Source organism: Edaphocola aurantiacus (assembly GCF_019797745.1).
GTDB classification, from domain to species: Bacteria; Bacteroidota; Bacteroidia; order Chitinophagales; family Chitinophagaceae; genus Edaphocola; species Edaphocola aurantiacus.
In genome coordinates, this window is the sequence record NZ_VOSI01000001.1 from 344,813 (window position 1) to 367,563 (window position 22,751).

15 protein-coding genes and 1 other RNA gene are annotated in these 22,751 nt (G+C 45.5%); 9 read left to right on the top strand and 7 right to left on the bottom strand.

Features of this window, described 5'->3' with window-relative positions; translation table 11 throughout:
- The first annotated feature begins 10 nt into the window (after window positions 1–10).
- The 6 genes from FTD44_RS01450 to FTD44_RS01475 all read left to right on the top strand — a co-directional run bounded on the left by FTD44_RS01450 (window position 11) and on the right by FTD44_RS01475 (window position 6,740).
- Window positions 11–817, top strand: a complete 807-nt coding sequence (locus tag FTD44_RS01450) for a 2,3,4,5-tetrahydropyridine-2,6-dicarboxylate N-succinyltransferase (RefSeq protein WP_222164835.1) — start codon at window positions 11–13, stop codon at window positions 815–817.
- 90 nt (window positions 818–907) lie between these two features.
- Window positions 908–1,618, top strand: coding sequence for a hypothetical protein (locus FTD44_RS01455; protein ID WP_222164836.1), 711 nt, complete (start codon window positions 908–910; stop codon window positions 1,616–1,618).
- 9 nt (window positions 1,619–1,627) lie between these two features.
- Window positions 1,628–2,800 carry a mechanosensitive ion channel family protein gene (locus tag FTD44_RS01460; protein ID WP_222164837.1) on the top strand — a complete coding sequence of 391 codons (1,173 nt, stop codon included), beginning with the start codon at window positions 1,628–1,630 and terminating at the stop codon, window positions 2,798–2,800.
- A gap of 148 nt (window positions 2,801–2,948) precedes the next feature.
- Entirely contained in the window at window positions 2,949–5,075 is a 2,127-nt protein-coding gene (locus FTD44_RS01465) for an endonuclease MutS2 (RefSeq protein WP_222164838.1), read from the top strand.
- Window positions 5,076–5,119: 44 nt separating this feature from the next.
- An RNA gene (rnpB, locus tag FTD44_RS01470) (RNase P RNA component class A) lies at window positions 5,120–5,481 on the top strand.
- A gap of 191 nt (window positions 5,482–5,672) precedes the next feature.
- Window positions 5,673–6,740: a DUF3810 domain-containing protein gene (locus FTD44_RS01475; protein ID WP_222164839.1), complete on the top strand. Its 1,068-nt coding sequence runs from the start codon at window positions 5,673–5,675 to the stop codon at window positions 6,738–6,740.
- 48 nt (window positions 6,741–6,788) lie between these two features.
- On the opposite strand, the gene FTD44_RS01480 is transcribed toward FTD44_RS01475, so the two are convergent.
- Complete coding sequence (locus FTD44_RS01480) at window positions 6,789–9,356, bottom strand: LamG-like jellyroll fold domain-containing protein (RefSeq protein ID WP_222164840.1); 2,568 nt, start codon at window positions 9,354–9,356, stop codon at window positions 6,789–6,791.
- 307 nt (window positions 9,357–9,663) lie between these two features.
- Window positions 9,664–9,891, bottom strand: a complete 228-nt coding sequence (locus FTD44_RS01485) for a hypothetical protein (protein ID WP_222164841.1) — start codon at window positions 9,889–9,891, stop codon at window positions 9,664–9,666.
- Between the two features lie 193 nt (window positions 9,892–10,084).
- On the opposite strand from FTD44_RS01485, the gene FTD44_RS01490 reads away from it, so the two are divergent.
- The 3 genes from FTD44_RS01490 (at window position 10,085) to kynU (ending at window position 12,904) form a co-directional block, all read left to right on the top strand.
- Window positions 10,085–10,738 (top strand): tetratricopeptide repeat protein, encoded by a 654-nt coding sequence (locus tag FTD44_RS01490; RefSeq protein ID WP_222164842.1) that lies wholly within the window; start codon window positions 10,085–10,087, stop codon window positions 10,736–10,738.
- A gap of 158 nt (window positions 10,739–10,896) precedes the next feature.
- Window positions 10,897–11,580: a lipoprotein signal peptidase gene (locus tag FTD44_RS01495; RefSeq protein WP_222164843.1), complete on the top strand. Its 684-nt coding sequence runs from the start codon at window positions 10,897–10,899 to the stop codon at window positions 11,578–11,580.
- A gap of 43 nt (window positions 11,581–11,623) precedes the next feature.
- Window positions 11,624–12,904 carry a kynureninase gene (kynU, locus tag FTD44_RS01500; RefSeq protein ID WP_222164844.1) on the top strand — a complete coding sequence of 427 codons (1,281 nt, stop codon included), beginning with the start codon at window positions 11,624–11,626 and terminating at the stop codon, window positions 12,902–12,904.
- Window positions 12,905–12,972: 68 nt separating this feature from the next.
- On the opposite strand, the gene FTD44_RS01505 is transcribed toward kynU, so the two are convergent.
- From FTD44_RS01505 to FTD44_RS01525, 5 genes are all read right to left on the bottom strand, one after another.
- Complete coding sequence (locus tag FTD44_RS01505) at window positions 12,973–14,139, bottom strand: TIGR03364 family FAD-dependent oxidoreductase (protein ID WP_222164845.1); 1,167 nt, start codon at window positions 14,137–14,139, stop codon at window positions 12,973–12,975.
- A gap of 76 nt (window positions 14,140–14,215) precedes the next feature.
- Complete coding sequence (locus tag FTD44_RS01510; RefSeq protein WP_222164846.1) at window positions 14,216–17,875, bottom strand: LamG-like jellyroll fold domain-containing protein; 3,660 nt, start codon at window positions 17,873–17,875, stop codon at window positions 14,216–14,218.
- A 62-nt stretch (window positions 17,876–17,937) separates the two neighbouring features.
- Window positions 17,938–19,233 (bottom strand): alkaline phosphatase family protein, encoded by a 1,296-nt coding sequence (locus tag FTD44_RS01515; RefSeq protein ID WP_222164847.1) that lies wholly within the window; start codon window positions 19,231–19,233, stop codon window positions 17,938–17,940.
- A 69-nt stretch (window positions 19,234–19,302) separates the two neighbouring features.
- Window positions 19,303–22,242 carry a TonB-dependent receptor gene (locus FTD44_RS01520; protein ID WP_222164848.1) on the bottom strand — a complete coding sequence of 980 codons (2,940 nt, stop codon included), beginning with the start codon at window positions 22,240–22,242 and terminating at the stop codon, window positions 19,303–19,305.
- A 25-nt stretch (window positions 22,243–22,267) separates the two neighbouring features.
- The gene (locus FTD44_RS01525) at window positions 22,268–22,699 is read right to left on the bottom strand and encodes a hypothetical protein (RefSeq protein WP_222164849.1); all 432 of its coding nucleotides are present in this window, start codon (window positions 22,697–22,699) and stop codon (window positions 22,268–22,270) included.
- Window positions 22,700–22,751 lie beyond the last annotated feature (52 nt).

Here is a 22,751-nt window from a genome sequence, read left to right on the forward strand (position 1 = left end):
TCAACTAAGCATGCAACAATTAATTGAACAAGCATTTGCAGACCGCTCATTACTGCAACAACCAAACTATGAAGAAGCCGTAAGATCTGTAATTGAAGCGGTAGATAAGGGCACCCTGCGTGTAGCAGAACCAACTGCAGACGGATGGAAAGTGAATGAATGGGTTAAGCAGGCAATCCTGATGTATTTCGGTATCCAGAAAATGAAAACCTGGACACTGGAACCATTCGAATTCCATGACAAGATGGAACTGAAGAAAGATTATGCTGCATTGGGCGTACGTGCCGTACCTCATGCAGTGGCACGTTATGGTGCATATATTGCTAAGAATGTAGTGTTGATGCCCAGCTATGTAAATATCGGTGCGTTCGTAGACGAAGGTACTATGGTAGATACATGGGCTACTGTGGGTAGCTGTGCACAGATCGGTAAGAATGTACACCTTTCCGGTGGCGTTGGTATCGGTGGTGTACTGGAGCCATTACAGGCTTCTCCGGTAATTATCGAAGACGGTTGCTTTATCGGTTCCCGTTGTATCGTTGTAGAAGGAGTACATGTAGAAAAAGAAGCAGTACTGGGCGCCAATGTAGTATTGACCAAAAGTACCAAGATCATTGATGTAAGCGGTGCTGAACCGGTAGAATACAGAGGTCGCGTACCGGCCCGCAGCGTGGTGATTCCGGGTAGCTATACCAAATCATTCCCTGCAGGAGACTACCAGGTGAGCTGTGCACTGATTATTGGTCAGCGCAAAGAAAGCACCGATCTTAAAACATCACTTAACGATGCACTGAGAGATTTTAATGTAGCGGTATAAACCGTTTTTGTTACACTTATAAAACCCAAGCCTTAGGAAATACGTTGTGCAGACCGTTGGTCTGCCGGATTCCTAAGGCTTTGATTATATATGTTAAAATATATTAACAGTATTATAGGCCTGTTGTGCTGCAGCATAACAACGATATGGGCACAGGACTTTAAAGTAACCTGCCCCCGCAACTATGTGGTCGCTACAACCGAAAATATTATCCAGACACGGGTAGACAATATTTCCTGTAATAATATACTGGTTCGGACCGACAATGGTAAGCTGAAGAAGATCGGCGACTGTACCTACATCCTCATTCCACTGCGCGCCGGTGAGTGTAATATTGCCATCAGCAAAGTTGTGAATGGTAATGTCATTGACCTGGGCACCCGCGCTTTTAAAGTGGTTAATGAAAAAAATGCAGGGAACATGGCTTCTGAAAAGGGCAATAAAACTGCGAAACAGAAGGATGATGCACCTCCTATTGCCAAACCTAAACTTATGCTGGCCGGCCTTAAAGGAGGCGACATACGCAAGCTGATCCTGCAAAAACAGAAAGGCCTGAACCTGGAGGAAACCCCGGAGGTTAAAAGCGGCAAGCTGAAGCTCAGTTCCTATGAAGTGCTGATCCTGGAAAATGATGAGCGCATTTTCAGCAAAAAAATGACAGACCCCGAATTTGATGCAGACATCATTTCTGCATTCAAACAGTTAAAACCCGGGTATATGTTATTGTTTATCAATGTTAAATGTCAGTACGATAATAAGACCATAAAGCTTGATGATCTTATCTTTGATCTCAAAAACTAGACAAATACTATGACGCAAATACTGGAACAGACTTTCCTGGGACTTTCTTTATACGCTTACCTGCGCCTGGTTTTAATCATATTATTTGCCTGGCTGCTCAAGGGCGTGCTTTCTAAAATACTGGCACGGCTTGCTTATCGTTTATTCCGGAACACTTCGGGAGAACAGTATTATGAGCGTTTTTCCGCGCATATCAACAAACCCTTTGGCAACCTGCTGTTTACGATTTTTGCCTATATCGGCATCAATCAGATAGCCCCTTTGCTGGAGCGTGTGTGGCTGTTCAAACGAGGCAGTGCCACCCTGGCGGCAGATACCAAGAACGTGCTTGCGGTAAAGGCGTTCACCCTGATGGACCTTACTGATCGCATTTTTTTCTTTATCATCATCTTTACGGCAACCGGCTTGCTGGTTAAAGTGATCAGCTTTATCTTCAGGATGCTGACTGATAAGGCCGTCAAGAATGGTGATCGTGAACGGCAACAATTGCTGCCACTGCTGAGAGATGTACTGCGCGTAGTGATCTGGGCATTTATGTTCTTCGTCATACTCGGTGTCGTCTTCCAGGTCAATGTGGCGACGCTGATCGCGGGCCTGGGTATGGGTGGTATTGCAGTTGCCTTTGCACTGAAAGACAGCCTGGAGAACTTATTATCCTCTTTTATGATCCTGCTGGACAAGCCATTTGTGATCGGAGACCTGATCAAGATTGATGGTGTGGAGGGTAATGTAGAAAAGATCGGATTCAGGAGTACCCATATCCGCACCCCGGAGAAAACACTGGTTTCTCTACCCAACCGTAATCTTATCAGCAACAGCCTGGAAAACTTCTCTGAAAGAGGAGCACGCAGGGTAAGAATGGTAGTGGGTGCCACCTACGGCTTATCTAAAACGCAGCTGAATACAATTGTAGAGCAGATCTCCAGCCGGATACAGCAACACCCCGATATTGTCGAAAAGCCAAATGTATTTTTAGAAAGCTTCGGCGATTCTGCCATCAATATCAGTGTAGCTTATTTTGTAAAAACACAATCTGCTACACCTTTTGATAAGATAAAAGAACAGATCAATTACGAGATTTACGAGATCATGTATCGCTATGGTGCCGGATTCCCTTATCCGACACAGGCACAGGTCAACACGCAGGAAATCAACAATGTACTGACAGACCAGGCCACATAAAGAATCTCTATTTCATATTAAGAACAATCAAAACGCTTACCGCAGGTACCGTTTTGATTGTTTATTTTTGCACCATATTATCACATGAAAAGACCGCAAGTATTAACACCATACTTTGCGGATACCATTTTTATTTAGATTTCATATTATGTTACAGTTTTATCCGGAACAGGCTTTAGAGCGATTGGAATTCGAAAAAATAAGACAACTGCTTTTAGCAAAATGCAGAACTAATTATGCGAAGCAAGCAGCACTGAATATAAAGTTTCACACCAAGAAGGAGTACCTCGAAGAGGCCCTGCAACAGGTGTATGAATATAAACAAACGCTGGGCGGCAGCGATTATTTCCCTAATGATTTCACTAAGGATATTACCGGTGAACTCAAACTCCTGCGCGTACCCGGCGCGGTACTGAAAGGAGAAGATTTTCTGTCAATCAATAAACTGACGCTTACCGTAAGAGATATACTCCTGTGGCTAAAGCGCCAGAACAACCTCTACCCCAGCCTGGAAGAGATTGCCATTGCAGTTACCTATCAGAAAGAAATTCCGAAGATCATTAATGAAATGATCGACGATGCAGGTGTAGTAAGAGATTCCGCCTCTACAGAACTGATGCGCCTGCGTCATGATATTGAAAAGAAAAGACAGCAACTGCGTAAAGTATTTGAGGGCATCCTGCGTAAACTGAACAAACAGGGTTACCTGGCCGATATTTCAGAGAGCTTTATGAACGGTCGCAGAACCGTAGCCGTTGTGGCGGAGCAAAAGCGTATTGTAAAAGGGATCATGCATGGTGAAAGTGAATCGGGCAAGACCGTATTTATTGAACCGGAAGAGACCATCGAACTGAATAATGATATTTCCAGTCTGGAAAGAGAAGAAGGTCGTGAGGTCTACCGCATCCTTAAAGACCTGACTGCATCATTGCAGGTTTACCATCCTAACCTGGAGTCTTATCTTAAATTATGTGGTGTGTATGACTTTATCCGTGCCAAGGCTTTGCTGGCGCACGATATGAATGCCCATATGCCAAGGCTGAGTTCCAATCCCGGTACACACCTGATCAAAGCATACCACCCCCTGCTGCTCTTACACAATAAGACGCTGGGTAAACCTACATATCCGCTCACCATCTCTATGGATAAGGACAACCGCATCCTGGTGATCAGTGGTCCGAATGCAGGCGGTAAAACGGTATCGATGAAAACGATCGGCCTGTTGCAAACCATGTGTCAGGCGGGCTTACTGATTCCGGCAGATGACACTTCCGAGATCGGTATTTTCAAACAAATCATGATCCATATCGGGGATACCCAAAGTATCGAGAATGAACTGAGTACCTACAGTGCCCATCTGAGGGATATGAAATATTTCCTGGAACAGGCCAATGGCAAGACCCTGTTCTTCGTAGATGAGCTGGGTAGCGGTTCTGATCCTAATCTCGGTGGAGCATTTGCCGAAGCGATCGTGGAGCAGCTGGCCAATAAAAAAGCCATGGGTATCATTACCACCCACTACCTCAACCTGAAGGTAATGGCGGGTAAAGTACCTGGTATTTTTAATGGTGCCATGGCTTTTGATGAAGAAAAACTATTACCCTTGTACCAACTGGTACTGGGCAAACCGGGTAGTTCTTACACCTTCTCCATAGCACAACGCAGCGGCCTGCCGGAGCATGTGATCAACCGGGCCCGTCAGATCACAGACAAGGGCCACTTTAAGCTGGACAAGATGCTGCACCAGACGGAACAGCAATCGGTGCGCATGACCAGTAAGGAGCGACACCTGGACCAGCTGGTAAAGGAAAATGAGAAATTGAAATCTAAATACGAAGAGCTGATCGATAAGGAGCGCCTGGAGCAACACTATCAGACGCTGAAATTGCAGAACAAGATCAAGAAGGAAGAACTGGATTACCTGCGGGATATGGAACGTAAGTTCAAACAGATTGTGTTTGACTGGAAGCGTACCGACAACAAGCAGGAGGTCATTGAATCTGCCGAAAAAATACTCTTTAAGAAAAAGCATATAATCCAGAACCAGGCTGCAGCCACCAAAGCAGATAAGAACTATGTGATCACCGCGAAGCAACCGGAGGTAGGTGACCTGATGCGGAATAAAGATAATCACCAGATCGGACGCCTGGTAGAAGTGAAAGGTAAAAAGGCGATTGTCCGTATCGGTCATATGCCCTTTACCATAACAATGGATGAATGGATTACGGTAGAAGCTAAAAAGCCTCAACCCCGTAAAAAGAAGACAGAAGAATAAACCGGCACTGAATATCCGTCAAATAAGACGTACCTTTGCCTCGACTACAAATCCGCGCTATCGCTGGGGCTCAATGCCCGAGAGGAAAGTCCGGACAGCATAGTGCAATGCACCACCTAACGGGTGGGTATGCGGTAACGCATAACAGCAAGTGCCACAGAAAATAACCGCCCTGCAAAGGGTAAGGGTGAAAATGTGCGGTAAGAGCGCACGGTAAGAGCAGGCAACTGTCTTTACGGGTAAACCTTGCGTGCTGAAATGCCCAATAGGCAAGCGATTAAGGGCGGCACGTCCGATGCTTGCGGGTAGGCAGATACAGTTGTACAGTGATGTACCGCGTAGATAAATGATAGCGGCACTCCGGCAACGGAGGGTACAAAATCCGGCTTACAGGGTTTGTAGTTTAATATGATCAATACAGCGACTGACCAGCATGGTTAGTCGCTTTTTCTGTACTGGAACCCCATATGCAATGCTCCATTGGGATTAGCATTAGAGTATGTTCATAAAATAATAACAGAGTCTTAGGCTTCAATCTATTGACAAACAATGTTTATTGCCGTATTTTAGCTAGTAACATTACGGAAACATACATTAATGACCATATTGCGGAAACATAAAAGAGGACTGATCTTATTCCTGGCACTTGCGATCTACCTGATCACAGCGCTATGGCTGCAGTCTTCTTATGGCATGCCTTACTATGTACCTTATATATACCTGCCTTTACAAAATATACGCAGCCACATCCTGCAGTATCTGCCCTTTAGCTTAGGAGACCTTATCTATATCGGTTTATTGATCTGGCTGCTGATTTCTTTGTTCCGCTTTGTACGGAATATTATACTCAGCCATCGTTTAGGCAAGCATATTGTCGGCAACCAGCTATTACGTTTTGCGGCAACCCTTGTGTTTCTCTACGCCAGCTTTATCATACTATGGGGTGCCAATTATAAACGGGAGCCCCTGATACCGGAAAGCCGCAGCACCCTGGATACGGCTACCCTTATTGCCCTCAATGATACACTTGTGGCAGAGATTAATCGACTGCCCAATACGGACAATCCGCTTAACCTTGCGCAGCTCAACAAGCGTATCAATATCGACTATCAGAATATGTTTGGCCCTAAGGTGCCCCTCTTAAATGTAAAGCCTACGCTTTTTGGCAGCAGCCTGCATTATTTCGGCATACAGGGATATTATAATCCACTGACGGGAGAAGGCCAGTTTGCCACTTCCCTGCCCGCGTTTATGTGGGGCTTCGTGGTCGCGCACGAAATGGCCCACCAGGCGGGTATTGCTTCTGAAGGAGATGCCAATTTTATTGCCTACATGATCTGCGTGCAGGATAGTATGCCCGGGATGCAATACTCGGGGTACCTGAACCTGTTTCTGTATGCCAACAGGGAGCTGTTTGAAATCGACTCCACCATAGGTAAGGCAAAATACGAAGCCCTCAATGCCACGGTGCAGAATGATATCGAAAACCTGAAAAAGCTCAGAAAACAATACAAAAGCAGCTTCCGGGGATTATCTATAGATCTATACCACTGGTACCTTCAGAACCGCGGCCTGAAACAGGGCATTGGCAGCTACCGTCTTATCTCCAAAAAAGTATATGAATGGGAACGGGACGGAAAGCCTAAAATTCTTTTATACCCTTAAAGATATTTGCAATAAAAAACACCTGCCATCCGGCAGGTGTTTTTTATGTTATTTGCTTACTGTAATATGCCTTACTATAATGCCTTTATTCGTTTCTATTTTGATGAAGTAATTTCCTGCCGCTATATTATGAAGTTGCAGCTCCAGATATGACCGGGCCATTCCATCATACTCAGCTACCATTCTGCCAAAGGCATCGGTAAGCGATATTTTTTGCAGGAGCACTGTTTTTTCTACTGCTTTAATTGTCAGTTGATCCTTAGCCGGCACAGGATACACTGTAATAGCAGTCTCTTTCATATGCACCTGATGTATACCTGTAGGGTTCAGGTCAATACTGATGTTACGGACCTTTTCAATGGTATCACAGGCATTCCGGACACGCAGTGTAACCGTATAATTACCGCTCGCAGTATAAATATGGCTCGGATTCATTTCGGTTGACGTATTGCCGTCACCAAAATTCCAGAGATAGTGCTGCACAGCAGCAGGACTATTGGGTTCAAAATCTACCCTACCCGGAGTAAGCTCAAATACCTTAACATAATTGATCCCAGTCAGGGCTAGCGTACCATATTCTGTAACGGTGATGGCGCCATATCCGAAGCAGGCATGCTGGTCGGTAACCATTACAGTATAATTACCCGGCTGGTCTACCTGTATGGTCTGGGCGGTAGCACCGGTGTTCCATTGGTACGTACAACCCGTATTGGCCGCATCTAAGCTAATGCTGGCATCCTGGCATATGATTGTGTCTGCGCCCAGATTAACGACTACAGGTGCATAGTACAGTACATAAATACTGTCTTTACCAGTACAGGTGAGGCTATTGGTAACTGTTACCTTATATAAACCACCTGCTGTCACATTTAAGATTTGACTAGTGGCACCAGTATTCCAGAGGAAGGTTGCTCCGGCATTACCGGCATCCAGCACGGCAGTATGGCCGGCACATATCTTTACCGTATCCGCAAGATTAACTACCGGAGCGGGTGCAGTACTGACTACAATGGTATCTTTATTCTGGCAGATCCCGTCATTAACGGTCAGTATATATGAACCCGGTGTATTGACAGAAATGGACGGGGTTTGCGCGGCTGTACTCCACAGATAAGTAACATTGGGCGTGGTAGAGGTTCCGTTTAAGGGAGTATTGACGCCGGGACATATTTGTTTGTCCGGCCCTAAATTTACCTGAGGCAGCGGACGTACTGTCGCGGTCACCAGTGTACGGCCGCTTTCACAACCACTGGCATTAACAGTGCTCACATAGTAAGGAGTCGTTGCTGCTATAACAGATGTTGTAAAAGGACTGCCGGTAAACAAGGCGCTGCCCCCGGTCGCTGCCGCATACCATTTAACCGAAGTACCAGTTCCCGTTGCCTTCAGCACTACCGTACCGCTTCCGCAACGGAAACTATCTGTTGTCGTTGTAATAGTGGGCATAATGCACGATGTCGTAAAAGAGATGGTCTGCCAGGCAGAAAAGCTACTGCCGCAAGCAGCCCTTACGTGCATATAATATGTCGTAACCGGGTTCAGCCCGGAAGCATTGTAAAAGGTATCTGTTGTAGCGATACCCGCACCTGCCGGGGCTGCCAGGGTCTGATCCAGTACATACTGGTATCCGGCAACATTTGGTGTAGTAGACCATTTAAGGTTTGCAGTGGCACTGGTAATATTATTAGCCGACAGGTTATTTACCGTAGCCACGCCGATCGTCAGGTTAATGGTAATGATAGAATCACAACCATTGCTGCTGCTCAGCGTATCCTGATAGGTCCCGCTGGTGGTATAGACTTTATTACCGGGGCTGGTATAAGCTCCGCAAGCCACAGGGCTGATGGTCGCACCGGCGATAAATCCTGAATTACTGATGGCCACACCGGTTACCCAGTTGGAGCTTGCCCCGGTCAGTGCAAACCCGGTCAGCGTACCACTATAGGTAGCGTTTGCTGTGTTAATCGCATTGGTCAGGCCGGCATTGGCTCCGGAAGCGGTACCCTGATTGAACCGGTAGAAAGTGATCAGGGTAGCTGGAATAGTACAATAGCTGATACTTTTATCGGACAATATCTGAGCAGCAGTGCGCTCGGTGTTCCACACCCTAACCTCATCCATTGATCCTTCAAAGAAACTAAGCCCGTCTATACGGCTGCCCATACGGATATTACCCGTAGCAGTGTTTACCGAAGTCAGATCGCCCTGCGCATCCAGCACCCCGTCTACATATAATTTAGCTTTTGTGCCGGCAGCATTGGCATTATTAAAGGTAACGGCTACATGATGCCAGTTGTTATCCGTAACGTCTACCAGACCCGTGACCCCACTCCCAGCAACCTCAATCCGTAAATTTTGTCCGTTAATCACATTCAGGGTGAAGCGGGCACCGGTTGCCGTACTACCCATATCTACGATTACCTTCTGTGTGGTGGAGGTAGTGGAGGGAATTTTAATCCAGGCCTCTATACTCCGGGAAGCACTACCCGATATAGATGGCTGGTTAGTCTGGATGTAATCATTGGTGCCGTCAAAATGTAATGCATTCTGGGAAGAAACCATTCCCGTCTGTAGTAAAAGCCCCAGAAAGAACAGGGCGAATAAACGTGTAATCATGGCATTTTTTCAGCTAAAATAATATGCTGATCTCTAAATTCTAAACCCTCAGAACGCATATGGGTATTGATTTACATGCCCGCAAAACATCAAGAAACAAACCATACATATAAATCATTTAATATAAATAAGCTATGATAAAAAAATGGAATCGGTAAGCGAAAAAATATTTTTGTTTTTTTTTGAAAAAATTCCGGACTGAGGCAATTCCAGGGATATCCTCATCGTACATCGCTTAATTACCTGAAAACAATAAGCCCATGGTGCCTTGCTGCACCATGGGCTTATGTCCACTACTTGTTTTGTTTTAGAATACAGTTATTTTACAATTATAGTCAACTCCCAATACACTTCCGGAGCGATTACATTCTGCTTTTGCTTCTTTATACGTTTTATCACGGATAATAGAAGTACTGGTATTACCATTTACGGTACATTCACAGTTCCAGTCTTTAGGTTTATTACACGAGGTACCAAATGCTATGGCACCGCCAAAAATGGCTAAGGCAGCGGAGATCGATGCTATTCTTTTCATAAAATCGTTTTTGGTTACCCCAATATTAAAACAATAATCCAAGCTATTGAGATACAGAATGTTAATAAATTACCTGTATATACAAGCAAAATACCGTCCATTCCCCGCATATGCCCTTCAGGTAAAGGTTACAAATATGTTTTACAAAAGGAATATTTCAATTAACTTTGCGGCTCAAATCAGAAAGAACAACATGTTTGCATTACGTAGATTTTTAGTCAAGAACCGTCTGCTGCTGGCAGTGCTATTTATCGCATTAGGTATATTTTCAGGTATCAAAGTAACCTGGTGGCTGGGCTGGTTGCCTATCCTCATCGGTTTACTGACCGCTGCCGCACATTTCCTGATCGGCCCGATGACTATTCTCCCGCATTATATTGAAAGTGGCGATGTAGAAGAAGCTCAGAAATTAATTGATTCTGTAAAAAAACCAGAATGGCTGTTCAAACAGGTAAGATCAGGCTTTTATATGCTGAAGGCAAACTTATCTACCATGAACAATGACCTGGATGCTGCGGAAGAGCAGCTGAGAAAAGGACTGGCTTCAGGTGCTACAGATAAGGATGCTGAAGGTATGGCTTTACTGCAGTTAGGCTTTATCTCTGCTCAGAAAGGAAATCTGAAAGAATCTTATGAGCAATTGCGCAAAGCAGTGCAACTGGGCTTACCGGATGCAGATACTACAGCAAGAGCTTATATGCAGTTATCTTCTATCTGCGCACAGAGAAGAGATTACCGCGGTTGTAAATTTTACTTTGCAAAAGCAAAGGCCGCCAAGCCTAAAAATGCAGAGATTGTAGAGCAACTGAAAGAAATGAACAAACAAATTGCCCGCATACCGGGATAAAATAACACAATCAATAAAAAAGCAGCCTTTCGGGCTGCTTTTTTATTATGTATAACAGGCAATTCACAAGGATTCCCTTATTTTTGTTTCGTTTTTCAAAAAACCTGTATTTATTTATTCGCGCGCATCAAAACCGGCGAAGCATTGCTGCAAATTATATGAAGTATAAACATATTTTACTCCTCGTCTTCCTGATTATCCTCATAGACCAGTTCATCAAGATATACGTTAAGCTTAATTTCAATTACGGTGATAGTATCAACGTCATGGGCCTGAAATGGTTCCAGTTGTACTTTATTGAGAATTCCGGAATGGCCTTCGGGATGAAGATCATGGATTCTACCACCGGTAAAGTAATCCTGACCCTCTTCCGCCTGGTAGCAGTAGGCTTCGGTTTTTACTGGGTAAAGACCCTGGTGAAACGTGGTCTGAGCAATGGCGTAAAAATATGCGCGGCCATGATCCTCGCAGGTGCAGCGGGCAACCTGATCGACAGTATGTTCTACGGAATGATGTTTGATCGTGGCCTGGCATTCGATCCTGCTGTAAATGACTATGTAAGTTATCTTGGCGTGGCCAAATTCGGCAAGGGTTATTCCGGGCTGCTGCATGGCAGCGTAGTAGATATGTTCTACTTCCCGGTAATCGATACCCATTGGCCGAAATGGATGCCAATGGTAGGCGGACAACGCTTTACCTTCTTTGATCCGATCTTCAACTTTGCAGATGCTTCTATCTCACTGGGCGTAATTATCCTGTTACTGTTCCAGCAAAAAGCCTTGAAGACAGACATGAATAAAGCCGCTACCGAAAAGGCCAATGCTGCAGAGAACGCATCTTAAATTTTATTTCACTTCATTCATTATATAATATTACTCATTCGACATGACTACGTACACGTTCGAAAACAATCTTGAATATGCATTATCACTTGATGATGTAGATATATTACATTCTTTCCGTGAGCGCTTCCATTTTCCTCAGCATGATGGAAATGATGTGCTTTATTTCTGCGGTAACTCACTGGGTCTGCAACCAAGAAGTGCTTCCTGGCTGTTTCAGAAAGAGCTGGCCGACTGGGCCAAATATGGTGTAGAAGGTCATTTCCAGGCAGAGAACCCATGGATGCATTACCACAATCAGTTCAGCACTTCCCTGGCCAGAATCGTAGGAGCCAATACTTCAGAAGTAGTGGCTATGAATACGCTGACGGTAAACCTGCATTTACTAATGATCTCTTTTTACCGCCCTACCCAGCAGCGCTATAAGATCATTATGGAGGCAGGCGCATTCCCTTCTGATCAGTATGCAATGGAAACGCAGGTAAAAATGCACGGCTTTGATCCTAATGAAGCCATTATCGAACTGACTCCGAGAGATGGAGAGCATTGCCTGAGAGATGAAGATATTTTACAGGCCATCAAAGACACCGGCGATCAGCTGGCTTGTGTGATGATGGGTGGTGTAAACTATTATACCGGTCAATTCTTTGACATGCCGGCGATTACCAAAGCAGCGCATGAAGTTGGCGCCCTGTGCGGTTTTGACCTTGCACATGCTATGGGTAATGTGCCGATGCAATTGCATGACTGGGATGTAGACTTCGCCTGCTGGTGTTCTTACAAATACCTAAACTCTGGTCCTGGTGGTGTAGCGGGTATTTTTGTTCATGAGAAACATGGCAACAACCCGGATACCCTGCGTCTTGCCGGTTGGTGGGGCAATGATGAGTCTACCCGTTTCAAAATGAAAAAAGGCTTTATCCCTGCTAAAGGTGCAGCCAGCTGGCAGATGAGTAATGCGCCGGTTTTCAATATGATCGCGCACAAATCTTCCCTGGATATTTTTGACAAAACATCTGTAGCACAACTCAGAGAAAAGAGCCTGAAGCTGACTGCTTATGCAGAATTCCTGTTGCAACCATTGGAAGCAGCCGGTATTTTTGAAATTATTACACCAAAAGAACCGCATCGCCGTGGAGCGCAGCTGTCCCTGTTGTTCAAAGACAAAGGCAGAGCTGCATTTGATCACCTGACCGCTCATGGTGTAGTTGCAGACTGGCGTGAGCCAAATGTAATCCGCATCGCACCAGTACCGATGTACAACAGCTTTGAAGATGTATATCGCTTTGCAGACCTGTTACAGCAATTCCTGAAAGGTCATTAATTTGAACCTGGATTATATAAAGAAAGGAGCATCTCACGATGCTCCTTTTACATTGAACAGAAATTCCACTAACTGTTCAATACTTTGCTGATATTGTGTTGTGCAAAGCCGGCAGAGGTTGTCATGCCCTTACCGCCAATACCCGTAACAATATGAATGCGCTTGTCTATGGTATGACAGAAAATCTCATCGTCATGCTGGGCATAAAAACCGGCCCAGTTCTGGGCTATATTCCAGTTGTCCAGTTGCATGATCTTCTTTGCTTCCCTCAGCATGATCTCATTAATGTGCATATCATTATAGAATATGCTCAGGTCATCCTGGTCCTCTATTGGTGCATAGAGATGAGAATCTCCGATGATCACACTACCGTCTACCCTTTGTTTAAACAGGATATGAATGCCGTAATCCACACAATCCTGTGGCACGTCTGCGGTATCCAGCTGCTGATAACTGTCACAGGCCGTAAAGCTCTCATAGCGTCTGATCGTAAGCCCGGTAAGGATATTGCCCGGCAACACCGTATGCTGCTGCGGGTAAGTAGCCATCATATTCAGCTTAGATACGATCAGCCCGCTTGTAGCAAACACTTCCGGGAATAGTAATTTAAACTCTCTGCCAGAGCAGATAAAACAATGAACTGCAGTATACTCCTGCTTGTCAGCAGTGCTTACCCTTACGGTATCTCCGGCAGTTTCTGTGGCCACTACAGGGCAATTATTCCGGTGGCTGAACTGCTGCGGAAATTTAACGGACAGGTATTCCAGTACACGATGCACCAGGATTTCCGGCTCGGCCGATACTTCCTGCGGAAAGAACAGTGCTCCCTTAGCATAACCGGTCTGCACCATCGGGTAGCGCTCCAGCAACTGTGCAGCGGTCCATAATTCAGCTGTATAATCTACCGCCTGAAACTTTGTCTGCAGCTCTTCCAGTACCGTCATTTCAGACGCTGTATTGGCTATATAACAGGAACCATTATTGCGGATACCAATATGGAATTCACTTTGTATTTCTTTGTATAATTCTGTAGCCATGCGACCGTATTCATGCCATTCACTGCCGGGTATCAGACCAGAAGGCACGACCTGCCCGAAATTGCGTACAGTGGCTTCCTGGGCACGCTTATCCTTCTCCAGTAACATTACCGTCTTGCCTGCCTTCAGGGCATGATAAGCATGAAATACGCCAAGGACTCCGGCTCCGATAATGATTACGTCAAACTGTTTTGTCATGTGTATGTATTGTGTCTCTAAATGCAAAATATATTGTCTCCGGCTAGCCGGAGACAATATGGGTATTATATTTAAATTAATGTTGGATTACTACTTTCTGTGTTCCTGATGCTTTACCATTATTTACGGTAATGAAATATACGCCTGCTGGTAAGGTCTGTACATCCAGACTTGTCAATCTGTTGCTGATTACCTGTTGCAGTACTACTGTACCGATCTGGTTATGCATCACCAGTTTTGCCTGTGCAGTACCATTCAGGATTACCTGCAGCTGATCAGCAGCCGGGTTAGGATACAGTCTGAAATCATCTGCACCCAACTCCTTAATACTGTTCGGATCTGCTGTAGTAAAGGTAAATGGTCCCTGCCATGGATTCAGCCCTAAAGTACAGCTATCCTGTATGTAGAACTCATAATCCGTATTGTTGGTCAGTCCGGAGAAAGTATACTGTGCAGCACTCAGGTTCGCAACGATGGTACCATTAGCCGGAACGAAACCGGTTGTACCATAACTCAGGTTCCATAAACCCGCAGTACTGGTCCAGGTAGCTTTTGCCCCGCTTGCATTGATGTTGCTCACCACAACATTATGCGCCGGCTCACATGGCAGTGTAGTGTAGGAGAATGGCCCTACCCATCCGCTGTTCGTCACACTGGAATTACAGTTAGCTCTTACATAAAAATCATAAGTAGTATTCGGTGTTGCCGCAGTCAGCTCAAAACGTTTATCACCAACAGTGGTCTGGATACCGAATGCCGGATTACCAAATCCTTGTGTGCCCCAGCTTACAATATAATCCTGGGTAACGATACCGTTATCTTCCCACTTCAGGACCATAGCCGCAGCTGTAATACTGTCTGCATGTACGTTGAACGGTTGCGGACAAGGGTTCAGCGTAGTGAAGTAGAATGGTCCAACCCATGTACTGGCGCTTGTTGCACTACAGGAGTCTTTCATATAAAACTTGTACGTCTGAGAAGCATTCAGGTTCGTTAAGGTCAGCGAAGCAGTTGTGCTCGTTACGGCAGTACCAGTACCTGGTAAGAAAGCGATATTACCGTATTCGATCAGGTGTTTACCCGCAGCGGAAGTCCAGCTGATGGTAGCATTACCAGTGTCTATATTGGCAATAGTAATGTTCTGTGGTGTAGCACAGGCCGGAGCAGAGAAGTCTGCCAGGACAAATTGCTTCACACCCAAAGCCTGCATTAAGCTCAGTTGCTGTGCAGTTGTATTGTTAGCCGCTACACTCTGTGTCCACAAAGTATCATCATTTGCTTTACGGTTATACAGGTGCAGGTTAGCATTATTACTTACTGCATTAGGATAACTGCTGTAATGGTACACTGTTTTATACTGAGCTGTTTTATTGCCCGGGGTATACACACCGAAGTATTGATTGGTCGTACCTAATTGCACAATACCATTCACCATATTCGGCACAGTATTGATGCGGTATAATTGTAGCCCTTTAGTATTGGCTTCTACAGAATCGATCGTGATCTGTCCCATAGCATTACTGCCTAATGAAAGGCTTACACCATTCCATCCGTTAGGGTACACTTGTATACTCGTATCTCCGATAGCAGCACCACTGATCACGCGTTGCGGGTTGTTCAGCAATGTACCGTTAAACACCGTACCGGTTGCAGCAAGGTTGGTCAGTACCGTACCGCTGGCCTCATCCATACGATAATAGGCCAATAAATTAGTATCAGTAGCATTGATTTTATGACACATATTTGCCCTGATCTCTTCAACCGTCATTGCTTTCTTCCAGACGCGCAGTTCATCCATTCCTCCTTTAAATTTAGGACCGTACACACCGGTACCATCCTGACCGATACGCATAGGTAATGTACCATCAAGGCTCAGTAAAGAGTCTGCAGCGATATTGATCGGGCTGCCGGCCTGTACCCCATTCAGGTATGCCGTAAGGCTTCCTTTACGGTCTACAACCATAGCGATATGATTCCACTCTGCCGGGTCCGGTACATTGATATCATAATCTCTGCGGGTACCGCCAGCTGGCTTGAAATTGAAACGCAGGTTACCGCCACCGTTCCAGCACCAGAGAATACCTGTATTGGCACCACTGTTCCAGTCTTTGTTTCCGATAAAGGAAGGATCGCTGGAAGGGTTATTGAACTTAATCCATGTCTCTAAAGTATAACTGCCTTTTGCCATAGCACCGGATAAAGAATCACCCAGGTTTACATGTTCATTAGCGCCCGTACCCTGGAAGTTCATTGCATAACCACTGCCATAAGTGCTGTAGTCCATAGCCGTTGTAAACGTATACGGTCCGGCCCATGCACTGGCGCTATTGATAGAAGCACAGGTATCACGCACATAGAATCTGTAGGTAGTATTGCTTTGCAGGTTATTTACCGTATAGTTTGCAGCAGAAAGATTGTTCACCACAGTACCGCCATTACCCGGAATAAAGGTTCCTTGACCGTATACCAGGTTCCAGGCATTGGAACCGCCGGTGATCCAGCTCAGCTGTGCAGCGCTGGTGCTAATATTCTGTGCATTTAATGCAGTAGGTGTATTACAGGTCACAGAGGTAACGAAGCTACCGATGATTAATTCCTGTCTGCCCGAAATACCCGTTTTGCTCAGGGTATTATTGGTTATATTTTTAGTCGCCGCCCATAAGCTCCACACAGAATCCATACTGTAGCGCTTAAACAGGTCTATACCACCTTCAAATGTATTGGCCGCCGGATAGTTGGTATAATTATACACCAGGTTATAGCTGCTGGTATCTGATACCGGGAATACACCGTAGTACACATTATTTGTGCCCGGATTGGCAATACCGGAAGTCGTATTCGGTACGGCATTCACTTTGAACAGGTGTATGCCGGTAGTATTATTGCTGATATTATCCAGCTGTACGGTTCCGTTCGCAGGAGAGGTCAGGCTTAATGTCTGTCCGGTGTACGTTGCAGCATACAGTTGTACCGATTCATCTCCGACAGATGCACCGCTGGCTATTCTTGCCGGTGTATTAACGAAAGTACCGTTGAAAAATCCGGTGCTTGTTGCAGCGGAGTTTGCTACCGTAGTGCCGGTAGCTTCATCCATACGGTAGTAAGCCATCAGCCCGGTTTCTGCCCCGGTCAGTTTGTGACACATATCATTGCGGATATCGGCCACTGTGCGTACATTATTCCAGATGCGCACCTCATCCATATCACCATCGATACCGAAAGCGGCATTACCATCTGCACCAAGGCGTAAAGGCAAACCTGCATCAATAGCGAAACCGGAATCTGCGGCAATGCTTACAGCTGTACCATTCTGTACACCGTTTACATAACCCGTGATGTTTCCATTACGTTTTACGGTAACCGCGATATGATTCCATTTGCCATAATCCAAGGTCATATTCATATCCTTACGGGTACGACCCGCAGCGCGGAAGTTAAAGCGAAGGGTGTTCGTGGCATAACGGCACCAGACGATACCGGTATTGGCCCCACTGGCCCAGTTTTTATTACCCAGGAATACCGGGTCAGAACTATTGCTTCTGACTTTTACCCACATTTCTATGGTAAAGTCAGATTGTGACAGGGAGCGGGATAAGGAGTCGCCCATATTCACATGGCTGCTGCCATTAAAACTCAGTGCCTTTGCAGCACCCTGCCCGTACGAAGACAAGCTTTGCCCCAGACCTATGCTCATAAACAGCAAGGCCAGTACGCGTACCAGTAATTTTGTGTTCATTATGATTTGTTTGAAATGAGCTTAAAGAAAAGCGGATGCCCTGCGACATCCGCTATAAAATGTTATTGTAATACGATTTTTCTTACGGTCTGTTTACCATTATTCATTACCTGCATGAAGTAAATACCTCTTGGCAGAACAGTCAGATCGAACGGTACAACCGTTAAGCCTGCAGTGCCTTGCGTGGTTTTGCTTTGTACCGCTACACCATTCATATTCTGAATGCGGATGTCAATTTTACCGGCAACATCTTTAAAGGCTACTTTGAATACACCATTGTTCGGGTTAGGAAAAATACCGAATTCAATAGCCGCATTGCGTACATCTTCTACATAAGTAGGATTACCGGTTGTATCTGTAGTATCGGTTACCGGCAGCAACCAGGACTTACCGTCAAGATTCCATGCAGGATTCGTTTCCGGGCTCTCGCAGGCAGATCCTTTCATGATGTGTGCCAGTGCGGTAACCGCGATGTCGGTCAGTACGGGAGTATTGTTCAGTAAAGTAGTATCTACAGGATTGGTCGGCATGTAATAGCTGCCCGGATCTGGTCCGGTGATCTGCAGGTGCGGTACACTTGGTCCGGAAGCCACCCACCAGATATGACGCTCTGTGTTTGATTGTCCGCCGTGTGTGGTACCAATACCACCATGATCTGTAGTCAGCAGGATCAGCCAGTCTTCCTGGTTGTAGGTAGGACGCTGGTATAATTTCGCGATCACTTCACCAATCTCAGCATCTACGGTCTGAATAGCATTCATATACTGGGGATTGGCCGGATTGAAGCCTGAAGAGTGGCCCGCTGCATCACATTCATCATAGTGAATGAACAGGATGTCCAGGTTAGGATCATTCAGCTGAATTTTTGCCGCTGCAGTTACCGCACCCTGCCCGTGTGTACCGGCATCGATAGATTGGTTGAAACCGCTGTTGAATACGAATCCGGCAGTGTTATTACTGTTGGTCGGATCATTCATCGGGTCCCAGGTAATGATCTGTACTGCTTTCAGGTTCGGCAGACATTCCTTGGCTCTCTTAGGGAAATACGGATAGTTAGCATAGTTAGGATTGGTATAACTATTGTTGGTCACCTGGTGTTTGGCTTCCCACACACCGGTCATCATTGTAGACCATGACGCACCGCTGGAGGTCGCACCACAATGCCAGGAGTCGAAGGTATACAAACCATGTGCCATCAGGGTATCAATATTAGGTGTATTGGCCTGCAGTAAAGCATCTGCGCGTACACCGTCGATACCGATAAATAATACTTTAGGCTTTTTAGGCGTGCCTGTTTGTGCCGATACGGTTACTGTGGAACCGATCAGTAAAGCGCCGGTCAGTAATTTTTTAATCATTTTCATTTCTGTTTGATTGTATACGTTGTTAATATTTTATATTGAATGGATTAATGAATAAAGATTGATTTAGAAACTATAGCGCAGCCCTACCAATCCTCTCACAGAATAATACTCTGTTTTTAAGGGACGCTCCTTTTGCCCGCGATACATGGTGTATGGTGTATTGGTCAGGTTATTGACCTCTGCGAATAGGGAAAAATGATCTTTAAAACTGTAAGCGAATGAGTAATCCAGCGTAAGGCTACGACCTACATATACATCATAGTCATTGTTCTGGTGCAGGATCAGCATCTTTTCAGAAGCAGGATCTTTTACGGCATACAGATTCAGCTCATACAGATAAGGATCGCGGTAGTTAAGACCTATACGGGTAGTGATGTGTTTGTTCTCGAAGTACAGGGCTACATTCAGCACATTAGGAGATTGTCTTGGTAAAGCCTGCGGCTTGTCTCTGGCTTCAATGCGCATCTGAGAATAGGTATACGAATAGTTGATATTCACCCCCAGGTTCTTCCATATGCCCGGCAGGAAACGCAGCTTACTCATCAGCGATGCTTCTATACCTGTTGCAAAGGCCTCCGGTGCATTCTGAAACTTCTTGGCGATTACCCCACCCGGAATCTGGAATTCATTCGATACACCGTTATTATCCGCACTACTGCTTTCAAATGCCGTGTAGATGTGGTCTTTGACTTGTTTGTAGAAACCTGAAACACTCAGCATACTGGTGGCACTCAGGTAACGTTCATAGGCAAGGTCATAGTTCCATGAATAAGTCGGTTTCAGATTCGGGTTGCCATATACCAGGTCATTATTGGAATAGTTGATGGCAGCAGCACCAGGTTTGATCTCGTTAAAGTTAGGTCTGCGGAATGTGCGGGTTACCGCCAGTCGCAGGTTCTGCTTATTACTAAGGGTATATTTTGCATTCAGCATCGGTAATACAGACCAGTAGCTTTTGCCGGAGCGAACCGGTGTCAACGCAACCGTACCCAGTGCCGGATCTATGGTAATAATACTATCTGCCTCAACAGTAGGACTGGTATACTCTACCCTTACACCAGGCACCAGTGTCAGCTTCGCCACAGGACTCCATTCCGCCATAGCATAGCCTGCATACACAGTTTCTTTGTATCTATAGCTAGACCCGACCATCTGCTGGAAGTAAGGCGTTTGTGTACCGAAAGGAATATGGCGCAAGGTATCGCCCAGGCCGGACACGAAATTATCGATCTGGTCTCCGCTCAGGAAAGGCAATAGCTTACCGGTATACGGACTCCCCAGCTCAGCAAGGAAACCACCACGCTCGTTGAATTGCGCCGGTTTAAATGTATTGTAGAGAATAGACGAACTCAGGTCTTTATTGCGCTCCCACAGCTCCAGGCCTACATTACGGCGACCTTCTTTCATACGCATTTTTCCGCCGAATTTTATTTTTAGGTTACTCTTTGCAGCGTATTGCAGATCGATCTGTGCGGTAATGGGATCTTTCTCCCAGGTATTATTGGTTTCTGAGTAGGCGCGGGTAAAGGCAAAAGAGGTATCGGAAGGATTGACCAGCGGTACATTTTCATAGACCGGTTGTATGTTGCGGTAATGATCTCCATAACCCGGCTCAGGACTATCAATATCCAGGAGTTTCAAGCGGTCATAGGCATTGCGCTCATCCGTTACTTTTCCGTTCTCATCGAGGTAGATAAAATCTTTAAAATTGACAGACTTTTCAAACTCTACTACATGATAACCGTTACGGGGATCTCCTTTTTCAAAAGGCACAGGACCGTACTGAAAATGGTTACTGTAGCTCGCGATGCGCCAGTTGGCCGATAGCTTGGCAGATGGCTTCAGCTCCCCGCCCAGCTCTGCTCCCCAGAAATCGGTGAGCATGATATTGTGGATATTCTGCAGCTTGATCGACTGTCCCCAGCCGGTGCTCCAGTTATACATGGTCTTGCGGTTGTACTCCTCATCTTTCATATGACCATACACCCCTTTGGCATATATCCTGGCACGATCATTAAATTTATACTCCAGTGCAGCATTAGCACCCAGTGTATTTCGCTGTCCTTCATAATCTCTCAGCTCCAGGCGCGATAAAGACTGGTCTATATTGGAACCATAAAACACCTGGTAATTATCTGTAGCCCAGTTACGGCTGTATAAAGAGCCTCCGGCGAAGTACCCGAATTTTCCATTCTTACTGCGGTTCCCAAAAGACAGTGCTGCATTATATATAGGCTTCTGTGCCTGTGCATTGAAACCGGCGCCTATAGAAGCTTGTATCGCTTTTTTAGCCGGTGCATTTTTAGTAATAAAGTTGGCACTCCCCCCGATCGCATCCGCTTCCATATCGGGAGATAAGGTTTTAGATACTACGATATAATCGACCAGGCTGGAAGGAAAAATATCAAAGTTCATAGCACGGGTCTTAGACTCCTCATCTGCCACCGGCATACGATCACCATTGACCAGTGCCGCACTCCAGTCAGAAGGTGTACCACGGAAAGAGATAAAACGCCCCTCACCCTGATCTGATTCCATAACCACACCCGGCAGGCGTTGTACCGCCTCGGCCACATTACGATCCGGCAGTTTAGCCACACCCTCTGCCGATACGATATTGGAAAACACCATTGAAGACTTCATCATATTCAAAGCCTTGGTCTCGGTGCCTTTCATGTCTGCAACAACCGTAACTTCATTCAACTCTTTTTCACTCAGTTCAATGCTGCCCAGGTCTGTATCTGCAGTCAGTACAATGTCTTTCGAATATTCATTATAGCCCATAGACGATACCTTAAGTGTATACTGTCCCAGGGGTACACCTACCAGTGCGAAGGAGCCATCCAGTTCTGTAACCGTATGGTATTGCTTACCGGCCAGTGATATAATAATACCGGGCAGGGTCTCCTGCTTATCTTTCACCACACCCTTAATGGTAGCGGTCTGTGCGATAGCTGCTCCGGGTAAAATACTACAAACAATATATGTAGCTATATTTTTCATTATTACAGATTATATTATTGATGTATTAATTATGTGTATGATCTCCGCCTGCTTCATGATGCTTCGGGTCCGGCGCTTCCGGTCTGGGATGCAGGGCATTTTTATGTGCGATCATCATGCTGGCATATTCCGGTGTTCTGAAATACTGTACTACCGGGATTACACTGATATAAAAGTCCTCTTTAAAGAAGGAGGCTCTTTCCGCTTCCGGCAGAGAAGTATATAATTGTTTATAGGTTTCCATGCAGGATGCAAATACTGTTTCTGCCTTTTCTGTAACCTGTACAGGCAATTGATACTTTTGCACTTTATACAGATCACCGGCAATACCCAAACGATGCTGCAGCATATCTACCTGCACCTCAATGGCCATTTGCTCCCGGTTACTCCGCTTTTCCTGTGCAGCAACCTGAACACCCAATACCGTAAAACTCAGCAGGTATACCAGTTTCTTCATAACACGTTTGAATTATTGTTTTGATAGCGCAAAATTAATAAACACATGTTTA

Coding starts and splice junctions, on each gene's coding strand:
- FTD44_RS01450 (WP_222164835.1), top strand. CDS start 11: ATGCAACAATTAATTGAACAAGCATTTGCAGACCGCTCATTACTGCAA.
- FTD44_RS01455 (WP_222164836.1), top strand. CDS start 908: ATGTTAAAATATATTAACAGTATTATAGGCCTGTTGTGCTGCAGCATA.
- FTD44_RS01460 (WP_222164837.1), top strand. CDS start 1,628: ATGACGCAAATACTGGAACAGACTTTCCTGGGACTTTCTTTATACGCT.
- FTD44_RS01465 (WP_222164838.1), top strand. CDS start 2,949: ATGTTACAGTTTTATCCGGAACAGGCTTTAGAGCGATTGGAATTCGAA.
- FTD44_RS01475 (WP_222164839.1), top strand. CDS start 5,673: ATGACCATATTGCGGAAACATAAAAGAGGACTGATCTTATTCCTGGCA.
- FTD44_RS01480 (WP_222164840.1), bottom strand. CDS start 9,356: ATGATTACACGTTTATTCGCCCTGTTCTTTCTGGGGCTTTTACTACAG.
- FTD44_RS01485 (WP_222164841.1), bottom strand. CDS start 9,891: ATGAAAAGAATAGCATCGATCTCCGCTGCCTTAGCCATTTTTGGCGGT.
- FTD44_RS01490 (WP_222164842.1), top strand. CDS start 10,085: ATGTTTGCATTACGTAGATTTTTAGTCAAGAACCGTCTGCTGCTGGCA.
- FTD44_RS01495 (WP_222164843.1), top strand. CDS start 10,897: ATGAAGTATAAACATATTTTACTCCTCGTCTTCCTGATTATCCTCATA.
- kynU (WP_222164844.1), top strand. CDS start 11,624: ATGACTACGTACACGTTCGAAAACAATCTTGAATATGCATTATCACTT.
- FTD44_RS01505 (WP_222164845.1), bottom strand. CDS start 14,139: ATGACAAAACAGTTTGACGTAATCATTATCGGAGCCGGAGTCCTTGGC.
- FTD44_RS01510 (WP_222164846.1), bottom strand. CDS start 17,875: ATGAACACAAAATTACTGGTACGCGTACTGGCCTTGCTGTTTATGAGC.
- FTD44_RS01515 (WP_222164847.1), bottom strand. CDS start 19,233: ATGATTAAAAAATTACTGACCGGCGCTTTACTGATCGGTTCCACAGTA.
- FTD44_RS01520 (WP_222164848.1), bottom strand. CDS start 22,242: ATGAAAAATATAGCTACATATATTGTTTGTAGTATTTTACCCGGAGCA.
- FTD44_RS01525 (WP_222164849.1), bottom strand. CDS start 22,699: ATGAAGAAACTGGTATACCTGCTGAGTTTTACGGTATTGGGTGTTCAG.